The sequence below is a fragment of the Candidatus Merdisoma sp. JLR.KK011 genome (assembly GCF_036941125.1).
GTDB lineage: Bacteria > Bacillota > Clostridia > Lachnospirales > Lachnospiraceae > Laedolimicola.
Window position 1 is genome coordinate 107,035 of the sequence record NZ_JAYWSZ010000001.1, and the last position, 10,325, is coordinate 117,359.

The 10,325-nt window shown below is 53.0% G+C and carries 13 protein-coding genes; all 13 read right to left on the reverse strand.

Annotated features, from left to right (window positions below; genetic code table 11):
- Nucleotides 1-4: 4 nt before the first annotated feature.
- Nucleotides 5-556, reverse strand: a complete 552-nt coding sequence (locus VV089_RS00555) for a hypothetical protein (protein ID WP_334334542.1) — start codon at nt 554-556, stop codon at nt 5-7.
- A 13-nt stretch (nt 557-569) separates the two neighbouring features.
- Nucleotides 570-3,617, reverse strand: coding sequence for a phage tail tape measure protein (locus VV089_RS00560; RefSeq protein ID WP_334334543.1), 3,048 nt, complete (start codon nt 3,615-3,617; stop codon nt 570-572).
- Between the two features lie 104 nt (nt 3,618-3,721).
- The gene (locus tag VV089_RS00565; RefSeq protein WP_334334544.1) at nt 3,722-3,910 is read right to left on the reverse strand and encodes a hypothetical protein; all 189 of its coding nucleotides are present in this window, start codon (nt 3,908-3,910) and stop codon (nt 3,722-3,724) included.
- Nucleotides 3,911-3,942: 32 nt separating this feature from the next.
- Nucleotides 3,943-4,338: a DUF6848 family protein gene (locus tag VV089_RS00570; RefSeq protein ID WP_334334545.1), complete on the reverse strand. Its 396-nt coding sequence runs from the start codon at nt 4,336-4,338 to the stop codon at nt 3,943-3,945.
- 38 nt (nt 4,339-4,376) lie between these two features.
- Entirely contained in the window at nt 4,377-4,823 is a 447-nt protein-coding gene (locus VV089_RS00575) for a hypothetical protein (RefSeq protein WP_334334546.1), read from the reverse strand.
- 17 nt (nt 4,824-4,840) lie between these two features.
- Nucleotides 4,841-6,259 carry a DUF2586 domain-containing protein gene (locus VV089_RS00580; protein ID WP_334334547.1) on the reverse strand — a complete coding sequence of 473 codons (1,419 nt, stop codon included), beginning with the start codon at nt 6,257-6,259 and terminating at the stop codon, nt 4,841-4,843.
- Entirely contained in the window at nt 6,259-6,471 is a 213-nt protein-coding gene (locus tag VV089_RS00585) for a hypothetical protein (protein ID WP_334334548.1), read from the reverse strand. The genes VV089_RS00580 and VV089_RS00585 overlap by 1 nt, the downstream gene beginning before the upstream one ends.
- Before the next feature lie 12 nt (nt 6,472-6,483).
- Nucleotides 6,484-6,957, reverse strand: a complete 474-nt coding sequence (locus VV089_RS00590; RefSeq protein WP_334334549.1) for an SON protein — start codon at nt 6,955-6,957, stop codon at nt 6,484-6,486.
- A 3-nt stretch (nt 6,958-6,960) separates the two neighbouring features.
- On the reverse strand, nt 6,961-7,449 hold the full coding sequence (locus VV089_RS00595) for a phage virion morphogenesis protein (RefSeq protein ID WP_334334550.1): 489 nt from the start codon (nt 7,447-7,449) through the stop codon (nt 6,961-6,963).
- 4 nt (nt 7,450-7,453) lie between these two features.
- A complete protein-coding gene (locus VV089_RS00600; protein WP_334334551.1) occupies nt 7,454-8,014 on the reverse strand; it encodes a gp436 family protein in 561 nt (186 codons plus the stop codon).
- Nucleotides 7,923-8,825, reverse strand: coding sequence for a Mu-like prophage major head subunit gpT family protein (locus VV089_RS00605; RefSeq protein ID WP_334334552.1), 903 nt, complete (start codon nt 8,823-8,825; stop codon nt 7,923-7,925). The genes VV089_RS00600 and VV089_RS00605 overlap by 92 nt, the downstream gene beginning before the upstream one ends.
- Nucleotides 8,826-8,842: 17 nt before the next feature.
- A complete protein-coding gene (locus VV089_RS00610) occupies nt 8,843-9,244 on the reverse strand; it encodes a hypothetical protein (RefSeq protein ID WP_334334553.1) in 402 nt (133 codons plus the stop codon).
- Nucleotides 9,245-9,247: 3 nt separating this feature from the next.
- Nucleotides 9,248-10,315, reverse strand: a complete 1,068-nt coding sequence (locus VV089_RS00615; RefSeq protein ID WP_334334554.1) for a phage protease — start codon at nt 10,313-10,315, stop codon at nt 9,248-9,250.
- Nucleotides 10,316-10,325: the final 10 nt, after the last annotated feature.

Here is a 10,325-nt window from a genome sequence, read left to right on the forward strand (position 1 = left end):
CTCCCTACTTCACAATCCTTTTTGCTGTCTTCTTAGCCTTGAGCGTGTTCCGGCTGTCCTTTGCCGGGCTCTTGCTCTTCAGCTTCTTGCTTTTTGTCTTCTTGCTGCTCTTTTTCTTTGTTTTCTTCTTGCTCTTTTTCTTTTTGACCTTTATCCCGGCTATATCAGGAGCCCACAGCTCCAAGGAGGCTATCCGTTTACTCTCTGATATGACCTTCTTGGAGGTAAGGTTCTTGAAATATACGCTCGATATGCCACGGGCTGCACAGTCCTCATTGACGATAGGGAGCAGCTTGGGCTTGTCCTGACCATACGCCTTGAAGAGCCTCTGCATCTCCGTGAGCTGTTCCAGTGTTGTAGCCTTTTTGCTGTCCTCAAGCAGTATGTCTATCATCACCTTGGCATTTTCATAGCCTACAGGCTGTGACTTCTTAAACCTTCCCTTCTCGTCCTGTGCCACATACACGCTTCCTGCCTCCTGCACTTCCACGCTTGTGACCTGACCTTTCAGGTATACGCCGCCAAGCTTCACCACCTTGTCCTGTACATACAGCATACCGCCTCACCTCCTATGTTGCTGCCGGGGAGGGGCTGTCCGTCCGGTTCTGTGCATCCTTCAGCTCGTCTATCAGCTTGTACAGCAGCGGCAAGTCCTTAATCTTGCTGATGTCCACTGTGAAGCTTATCTGATGGATGGTTGTGCCGCCTTCCCTGCCCCATCTCTCGGTTGTGTGTGTTTCCTTGGTTATCTTGCTGCTTTCCTTTTCCTTGCGTACTGATGCAGCTTTTGATGTCAGGGCACTTGTGATGTTCGCCCCGGTCTGCTGTACGCTGTCACCGCTTTCCTCATTCTCTCCTTTGACCACGCCCCTGACAATCTCGGTCATCTGCTTCCACAGTTCCGACAATGGCAGAACTGCTTCAGCCCCGGCTTCTCCGCCTCCTAAAAGGTTCCCACCCAAGGCTCCAAAGATGGTTGCCCCGTTCAGGATGCCCCCGTCCCTGTACCACTGGATGGAGAACTTAGGCAGTGAACCCTTCCCGGCAATGCCAAAGGGTGCCTCGCCGCCGCTCACGCTGATGTGTGGCAGCTTCAATTCCGGGAGCTTCCATGAGAAGTTGAAGACTCCCTTTATCCGTTCAATCGCACCGGATACTACCGACCTTGCCGCCTCAAGCTTGGAGGTGAAGGCTGACTTGATGCCTTCCAATACGTTTGATACCGTGTCCTTCGCCGCCTGTATCTTGGATGCAATGGTGGAACGGATGCTCTCAAGCCTTCCGCCTGTCAATGCGTTGATGGCGGAATATGCCGCACTGAAGGTACCCTGTACCCCCGTCATGGTGGCGGATACAATGCCCTTGATGCCGCCGCCACTCGCCTGATATGCTGCCTGCATGTTGGAGAGCTGTGTGCTTGCAAAATTCTTCGCCGCTGACATTCCGCTTGATACTGCGTTTGCCACCCCGGACATCTTCTCACTGAATTTGTTCTTGATGTCCGTGAGCTTGCCCCCGGTCAGGTTATCAATGAATGTGAAGCCTGCTGTATAATATCCCTTGACTCCTTCTATTGCTGCCGCCGCCACGCCCTTGATGCCGCCGCCATGCTCCTCATAGGCTGCCTTCATGTTCCCAAGCTTTTCCTTCACGGTGTCGGAGGCTGCTCCCAAGATGTTCCCAAAGAAGCCCTTCACTGCCTCAAGCCCGTTTTTGATGGTGTCCTTCATCTTGGTTATGGTCTCGCTTGCATCTATCCCTATTGCAGACAGGGCACCGCCCACCACGTCCAAAAATCCGGAGGCAAAGCCGCCAAGGAAGGACAGGATAGCATCAAAGCAGTTGAAAAAGAAGTCCTTCAGGTTCCCGACTGCTGCGGATGCAAAGTCAAGTGCCCCGGAAAAATCGCCCTTGAACAGGGCAACCACCATGTTCACCACGTTGGTGACAAAGCTGACCAAACTGGACAGGGCATTGGTCAGCGGTGTCAGGGCTGCTATAATTCCCTGAATGGTTCCAATGAACTGCCCTATCACGGAGGTCAGGACTGCACCCAAGACAACGCCTAGCACCTCTAGTATCGGCTGCACCGCCTGATACAGCTCCTTGAACTTCTGACCTAGATTTTGTAGGGCAGGCTGTAAAGTCTGCCATGCCTGCATGAAGGAGGACTTTACCTGTTCAAACAGTCCCTTCCAAAAATTGCGGAAGGCTTCTGACTTGTTCCATAGGACAACAAAGGCGGCTACAAGTGCTACTATCCCGACTATCACCCATGTGATGGGGGATGCAAGAAAAGCTGTGTTCATCCCCAATACAGCGGTCTTCACAAGACCTATGGCGTTCTTTGCCGACAGGAAGAGCTTTCCAAGGCTGCCCACCACGCCCATCACGCTCCCTGCAATCGCAAGGAACACGCCAAGCTTCAGGGCTATGTTCATTATGCTCTGCACCGTTTCCTGATTGTTGCTTATCCACTCGGAGCCCTTCCTTATCAGTCCGCTCACCTTGTCCATGGTGTTGTTGATTGCCGGGAGGAGACCGTTGCCAAGCTCCTCCACATTGTTGTGTATCTGCTGCTTCAGCACTTGGAACTTCTGCTCCGGCGTGTTGTTGATGGCTTCCGCCATCTCCTCCGTCACGGAGATGCCGCTCTTCATGCTTCCCTGCAAGTCCTGTATCCCGGAGTCCAGTGTCTCCACATTGTTGTACAACAGGTCAATAAGGGCTACCGCCTCATCCGTTCCAAAGGCTTCCTTCAGCTCCCTCTTCTCTACCGCATCTATGGTGTCCCCATATTTGCTCTTCAGCTCCGTCAGTATCTCCGGCATGGAGAGGAGCTGGTTGTTGGTGTCAAGGAAGGTCAGCCCAAGCTTCTCTCCGGCACTGGATGCCTGATTGAGGAATGACTTGTACTTCGTTGCCGCTTCAGAGCCGGACATTGTGGTCTGAAGCTGTCCCATGATGGCAAGCTGCTCCTCAAGTGGGACATTGGCATTTGTCGCTGTGGCTCCAAGTGCTGATATGGCACTCGCCATCTCGGAGCCGGATGTCTTATAGTTCTTAACCGCTGTAGCTATCCCGGCAGAGAACATCTCACCAAACTCAAGGTCTGACATATCATCATAAAAGCCTTTATAGATACCGTACCCTGTAGCGAACAGTGAGCCCATCTCTTCCGTTGTTGATTTTGTGGCTTTGCCCGTCAGGGCTGCCAGTTGCGTGAACTGTGCCACGCCTTCATCCGTTAGGGATGCTATTCCTGATTTTATGTCATAGGATGCCGTTATGAAGTCGGACTTGCTTGTGCCTGCCCATGTGTCAGAGAAGCTCTTTGCCGCATCCTCCACCGCTTTCAGGTCTTTCACCCCAAGGGATGAGAGCTCCCCTAGTGCGTTCTGCGTGTCAAAGGTGGATGTGACTGTCTTCATGCAGAGCCCGGTGATGCCTGCCCCAATCCCTGCCATTGCCGCTCCTGCCTTCTGCATGGTTCCAAAGGCGGAATTGAGCCTGTTGACAACGCCTGACACGTTATCCCCGACTCCTCCCATCTGACCGGACAGGTTATCTACCAAGTTCAGGATGACAGACAATTTGTATACAGACTCCATGCCCATGCAGCCACCTCCCTGTTGCTTTTTTCCTGATTTGTGGTATACTTATCTTCAGAGGTTCATAGAGGTGTGCTCAAGTCCCACAGTTTCCGGCTGTGGGGCTTGTTTTATTCGTCTCCAAAATTGTCCGCTATCCCTTTTGCTACCCCTGCCTCAATGTCCTCAATCCTCATCTCCCTTGCACAGTCCGCTTGACCATACAGGGAAAAGAACTCATCAAAGGTCAGGTCTTCAAAGCTTTCCGGAAGCAGTTCCTTGGGAAGGTAGGTGTATATGACCATCTTCCCATAGCCCACAAAGCTGCTCTTGAACTGCTCCTTGGCATCCTCTACAGCTTTTTTACGGATGTAGTGTCCGCAAGCCCAAGCATACGGAGCAGCTTGTCCGCAAGGCTGATAGTGATTGCCGGGTATTCCTCCACGGTCTTCTTGAGCTCATCCCTCTGCTCCTCAATGATGTTGTCAAAGACAAAGCTCTTGGATGCCTTTGTCACGGAGTTGGAGATGGTCTTCACATAGCGGTCATAGGATGCAGGCTTCGGCTTCCTGAACAGGTAGGAGAACTCCTCCTCCGTGTCATCATCCACCTGTACCGTTGTCGTCACCGTGTAGATTTTCTCATCCGTCCCGGAATACTTTTTCACCAGGCTCTCCACATCCTCCTTCTTTGCCGCTTCGTTCTCTTTTCCTGCTCTGATGAGCTCCTGTTCTCTTGCTTCGTTCATGGTAATACCTCCATTTTTGTCATTTATTCTGTTATCAGTTACGCATCAAGACCGTTGATTTTGATGCCGCCCATTGCGATACCGTCAAGGTCTACCTTCATGGACTTGTCTCCCTGTGCCGCCTTGAAGCTACGCTTGGACAGCACAATGTTGGTCAGGACATCCGTACAGGTTGCCGCCCCTTCATCCGCATAGTTCACAACAATCTTCGGGATGACATACCTGTAAAAGTTCCTGATGCCTTTGGACTGGATGACCCTGCACATCTCATTGAAGTCCTCACGGAGCAGGGACAGCTTGACGGAGTTCTTCTGGTTCCCGGTTCCGTATCCCCTGATTTTTCCGCCCTTTCCATAGATAGGCTCGCTCTCCTGCTCATCATCATAGGAGATTTCCGTGGGCTCCATGTTCTCCATGCCGGAAGCTGTGATTGTCACGCTTGACCAGTCATACACTTTTCCATTGATTAGCTGCTTATTCGCCATGTCTCTCTACCTCCTTCCTAAGATGCTGTATAGGGGTTCTCCACTGCAAAGGTCAGGTTCATCTCCCTCACATGCCCCATGGGTACATAAGTTATCCGGATGTCAAGGCTCTCATCCACAAGAATGTTGAGGTTCTCCGTGTCGATTGCCACGGAGCCGGAGCTGATAATCTTGTCCCGGATGGCATCCTCCACAGGGGTGTTGAGCTGCTCCTGAATGTTGGTGATGCTCGTCTCAATGTCTCCGGGGTCAATCTCCACCTGAAGCTCATTGAGAGCCTCCGCCCTGACCGCCCTCACAAGCCTGTTGGATACCCGGACATCTTCAGCATAGGCATAATCGCTTCCATCCGGTGACATCATGTTTGCAGAGGTCACATAGAAGTCCTCCTTGCCAATGTACTGCCGGATGGTCACGAACTTTGCCGCATCCAAGGTCTCAATATAGTCCTCAATCCCTTCCGGGAGGAGTTTCTGTATCTTTGCTTCAGAGATAGGGAAGCTCTTCACCTCCCCAATGCTCTGTGACTCCTTGGCTCTGCCATAGAGCCCTGTCACAATGCCTGCATTGTTGATGTCCTGCACCCTTCCATCCATCCGCTGATACCGGGAGTTGCTGCATACCACCTGAATATACATGTTGTTGATGCCCTTCCGCTCCTCAAGCATGGCGTTCACATACTCCTCAAGGCTCTCATCTGCCCTCTTCCCCCTTGCCTCACAGACAAAATACAGGGGTCTCTTGTACTTGGTCAGGAAGTCATTGGCAAGCGTACACAGGGAAGCCCACAGAGCCTTGGCGGATACCCCCACGATATGGGCAAACTCAAAGACAATGGGGCTGTTGATGAGGCTCTCCACCGCACTGATGACCGCCTCATTGCTCATAGCCGGGGAGGTTGTGGAGAACGTGAAGCGGTCTCCCTCCTTGAAGCTGTCACCGCCTTCTGCATCCGTGAACTTCACACACAGCCCGGTGGCTTCCAGTTCCGCCTCCCCGGTAACAGGTATGGTCATCTCTTCCGTGAAGGTGTTGCCACCGTCCAGTGAATACCGGAAGCTTCCCTCATTGCACTCCCCGGCATCCATGACCTCAACCACAATGTCATAGGCATTGTTCGGGGCTCCCTTGACCGCAAAGCTCCCGTACCCTTTCTTCTCCTCCTTGATTTCTCCCACCGTCCCGGCTGTCCCTGCCTTCACCGGGATGCAGTAGATGGAGGATGCCCCCCACTCCACCGCATCAATGCAGGCATCCGCAAGCGGCGTGTTCCCTACCTTCTCCCTGATTTTCTTGGCGTTCATTGTGCCGCTTATCAGGATGGGTGCCTTGCTTTCCACGTTGGATATTCCAATCTTGATGTGTGTCCCGGTTCCTGCCCTGCTGCTACGCCCAAGGTTGCCATCTTCGACCTTTACATTTACATCTCCGTACATTATCCCTTCGCCTCCTTGTCTTCCATGCTCCCGTTGACCGGGGCTTTCCGGAAGGCTTCACAGGCTTCCTTGAACTCCTGCTCCTCCACCTGTCTTCCACTCTTCCATCCGTTTGCTGCCTTCGTCCCCTCAAACACCGCATCTGATACCCCAAGCTCCTGCTTGAGCTGCTCAATGCTTTTCAGGGATGCAGCCTGTCTTGTTTCTGCCATGATTATTCCTCCTTATCCGACAGAGCCAATGTCCATTGGCTTGATGTCTCTATCCTCATAAATACCGCCTTCAAAAGTGATGTCGAACTGTACCGCCACTTTAGCCTTCAGGATGCTGTCACCCTCTTCTACCCAGTCCGCCTCACCGACCACGATATTGACCCAGTTCCCATCCACATCTATCCCCTTCTTCAGGTTCCGGAGAAACTCTTCAAGGATTTTCTCCACGTTCTCCTCGGATGTGTCAGCTATCACTACATGGAGTGATGTGTTCCTTTCCCACAGCTTGACCCTACGCTTCTGCCGCCCCTCTTGGTCTACGAATTTTCTTTTTGAGCCGGAGCGTGTGAATGTCTCACCGTTTCGCAATACTGCACCAACGTGGACTTCGTTCCCCTGCTTCAGCTTTTTCATATTGGTGTAGACCTGACTCTTGATGCCGGAGCTCTTCAGCGTTTCTACTATGTAGTTCCTCTCCTTTACCATGTCCTACTCCTCAAAAATCTCCTCCAAGGCATCCTTGATGTCCTGCTCGTCCTGCTCGCTGACACCCAAGAACGGTCTCGGTGGTATGCTTACTTTGACAGAGGCTGCCTTCTTCCACTGTCCGCCAATCCTGAATGTGAGGTATTTCTTGTTCTTTGCCCTTATTGTCCGCTCATCACCAAATTGGTGTGTGGCTGCCCTGATGTCATTGGTGCCTACTGCAAGTCCACTGTCACTCACTTCTGACCGGATGCTGTTCTTGAGCTGTGTGGTCTTGGTGAGCGTCTTGCCGCCTTCCTCCCTTGCCCGGATGGAGGTCTTCCATGGTTTCCCTTCCGGGGACTTCTCCTCCGTGAAGCGTTCCACCGTGGAAGTCCTAAGCCCTTCCGCTATGGAGTTCAGAACCCCACGAGTCTCAAGGTTTCCCAATCGGTTCAGGCGTTGGAGCAGGGCATCAGTGTCACCGGACAGCTCCGCCCTGACTGATGACATCCCATCACCATCCTCTCATGCTGTCCCTTGAGAACACCCGACCTGAAGACTTCATCTTGAAGCCATTGGCTGCTTCGCTGCTGCCTGATTTTTCATCAATGCCTATGTCTATGATGCCCTTCGCAACATCAAGAAGGAACTTGATGGCTGCGTTGTATCGGTTCAGGAAGGTCTTCTCCCGGTCACTCTCGTCTATGCCCGTCCTTGACACAAGGTTATATACGGATATGTCCTTCGCAAACTTGCTGATGACCTGTGGTGTCCTTCTGAATGGAACGCTGTACCGCTTGGCAAGGTACCCGTCAATCTCGGCACAAGCATCAGATATGGCATCCTCACAGAGCGTTGTAATCTTCGCCTCCCGTTCCTGCTCATCCTCTATGTACTCATCCCCTATGATGACATTCCTCATGTCGTCCTTTATCATCCCAAGAACCTCTTCCACGGTACAGTACATTCCAATCACCTGCCTCCTATCCCTGTGCCTGCTGTTCTGCTTCCCCGGTGGAGCCATACGCCATCTGCCAAAAACCGTATCCGGCATTGCTCCGTCCGTCTGACCCATACAGGAACTCATCCAACATGAAGACATTCTCATCCGTGTCCTTCGTCAAGGACACAAACTTGATTTTCTTCCGGAGCTGGTAGATGAATGGCTTCAGGAAGCGGTTGGTACACAGAAGGAACCAATACTCCGGGTGCTCTGCAAGGGCAGGCTCCACATGGAGCTTCGCTGTACCCTTCAGCACGTTTGTGGTGCCTTCAATCTGGTCAGCCTCCAAGATGAGCCGGGCTTCCTCCTCCAATGCCGGCGGCACCACCAAGAGGTCAGGCACAAGCTTCAGGCTCTTGCCTTTGTCTCCCCTGATGCTCATAATGGAGCTCCTTGCCTCCATGTAGGACTCCCTTGACAGTTTCTTGTTGCTGCGGTTGCTGTAGGTCTTTTCGCCTACCTTGTGGGCTGTGTTGAAGAAAGAGAGCCCGTCATAGCATTTCTCCGTGAAGCCGCTCATCATTGCACCAAAGACAAGCTCGTCCGGATGCAGGGCAGCCGCTTCCCCCATGTTGGAGAAGAGCGGAGTGTACACTCCATACTTGTCATCCTCAATGTCATCCCTCGGAACGCCTATGGTCATCTCAAACTTTTTGTTCTTGATGAGGTAGTCATAAGCGGCAAGAGCCTGTATCTCCCTCTCGCCAATCCACTCCCTCATGCCGGGCATCTGCCCAAGCCACTTGTAATCCTGCTCCCCCGTGGTGCTCGGTACCACGGTTGCAACCTTCTGATAATTGGACTGCGTGGTGTCAAAGCTCTTGTTGAAAGCTGTGGAATACCCCACGGACAGCCCGTGTAAATTCGCCTGATTAACAATCATGTGTCATTTCCTCCTTCTTACTCTCCGGCTCCTGCCTGTGTCATGTCCACGGTCACTCCGTCATCCGCCACCTCCAGGATGATGCCTGCCATGCTTGAGCCCTCCGCTGTGATGGTCACTGTCCGCTCATCCTTGACATAGCAGGGCTTCAGGATGTCGGTCTCCTTGATGGTTCCGTCATTGCCCCACACGAATGTCCCACGCTTCACGCTGACCGCCTGCTCCCCGTCTGCCCCGTTGCGGTTGTCGCAATAACGCTGTACGCATCCTGCGACCCGGAGCCCGGCGGAAGCGGCTGCCGGGGCTGCATATCCATCCCCATTTATGGCTGCCATGGTTGCCTCTGTCAGCTCTGCTCCGCCCTTCACCGGGATGTTGAGCATCCGGTTCCCGGTTCTCTCGTTTCCTGTCCTGTCCATCTCTTAGTCCTCCTTTTTGCTGTACTTCTTTACATCTTCCATGGATACGCCCATGTTCTTCAGGATAGCCACATCCACCTCATCAGAGCCGGGGGCTGCCGGGGCATCCTTCAGGTCAAGCCTGCCCTGCGGAACCACCACCGGAGCCTTGTCCACAAAGCCCTTGAAGCCCTCCATGTCCTTCAGTGCATAGGACTTTGCCCACTCGGACTGTGCCGCTGTGATTTTCCCTGCCTTCAGTGCCATCCCTACCGCCTCATCCGCATCCCTTTCCTGCATCCTCTGTTTGAGTACAAAGAGCTCCGCCTGCGTGTCCGGCGTTCCTGCCCGGAGTGCCATGATGGAAGCAGCCACATCCTCGGTCTTGGCATCCGCCTTCAGACCAAGCATGGAGAGGATGGTGCTGTTCGCCACCATGTCAGCCCCTTCCGGCTTCGGTTCCCCGTCCCCCGGCTTCCCTTCTCCCTCTCCCGGCTTCTTTCCGTCCATCTCCTTGAGCTTCTCCGCCGCTTTTGCAGCATCCTCCACCGCCTTCTTGATTTCATCTTCCGTTGCGGTCTCCGGAAGCCCTAATGCCTTTGCAAGTTCTTTTAAGTCCATGATATTTCCTCCTTCTGATATGTCCTCTATGTCAAGAGAGTTCACCAGTGCGAACATCCCATCAATAGCAGGCGTGTTTGTCAGTGCGACAGAGTGTATCGCCGCCGCCTTTTGGTCTCTCTTCCGCACCAAAACCACCGGGGAGAGGTATCTGTACTCCTTATTCTTCAGATACTCGGCGGCTTTTGCTGTCCACTCCACCTTGGCAATGATGGCATCCTCCCCTTTGTAGAGGTCTTTTATCCATCCGCCTGCCGGAGCCTGCACATCTGACAGTGTTTGGTGCTCATAGTCAATCACAAGGTCAAGCTTCCTGTCCTTGAACTGTTTCCGGATGAGCTCAAAGCTCTCATCATCCACAGTAAAGTCCCCCTTTTGGGAATGAACCCTCCCAAGGGGAAGTATTTTGATTTCTGTAGGCACACCGGAGAGCTCCACGCCCTGTCCGGCACATGCTATCAGCTTTGCCATGCCTTACCAC

Excerpts from the sequence above, each read along its gene's own strand:
- VV089_RS00555 (WP_334334542.1), bottom strand. The coding sequence starts at position 556 with ATGCTGTATGTACAGGACAAGGTGGTGAAGCTTGGCGGCGTATACCTG.
- VV089_RS00560 (WP_334334543.1), bottom strand. The coding sequence starts at position 3,617 with ATGGGCATGGAGTCTGTATACAAATTGTCTGTCATCCTGAACTTGGTA.
- VV089_RS00570 (WP_334334545.1), bottom strand. The coding sequence starts at position 4,338 with ATGAACGAAGCAAGAGAACAGGAGCTCATCAGAGCAGGAAAAGAGAAC.
- VV089_RS00575 (WP_334334546.1), bottom strand. The coding sequence starts at position 4,823 with ATGGCGAATAAGCAGCTAATCAATGGAAAAGTGTATGACTGGTCAAGC.
- VV089_RS00580 (WP_334334547.1), bottom strand. The coding sequence starts at position 6,259 with ATGTACGGAGATGTAAATGTAAAGGTCGAAGATGGCAACCTTGGGCGT.
- VV089_RS00585 (WP_334334548.1), bottom strand. The coding sequence starts at position 6,471 with ATGGCAGAAACAAGACAGGCTGCATCCCTGAAAAGCATTGAGCAGCTC.
- VV089_RS00590 (WP_334334549.1), bottom strand. The coding sequence starts at position 6,957 with ATGGTAAAGGAGAGGAACTACATAGTAGAAACGCTGAAGAGCTCCGGC.
- VV089_RS00595 (WP_334334550.1), bottom strand. The coding sequence starts at position 7,449 with ATGTCATCAGTCAGGGCGGAGCTGTCCGGTGACACTGATGCCCTGCTC.
- VV089_RS00600 (WP_334334551.1), bottom strand. The coding sequence starts at position 8,014 with ATGGGTCAGACGGACGGAGCAATGCCGGATACGGTTTTTGGCAGATGG.
- VV089_RS00605 (WP_334334552.1), bottom strand. The coding sequence starts at position 8,825 with ATGATTGTTAATCAGGCGAATTTACACGGGCTGTCCGTGGGGTATTCC.
- VV089_RS00610 (WP_334334553.1), bottom strand. The coding sequence starts at position 9,244 with ATGGACAGGACAGGAAACGAGAGAACCGGGAACCGGATGCTCAACATC.
- VV089_RS00615 (WP_334334554.1), bottom strand. The coding sequence starts at position 10,315 with ATGGCAAAGCTGATAGCATGTGCCGGACAGGGCGTGGAGCTCTCCGGT.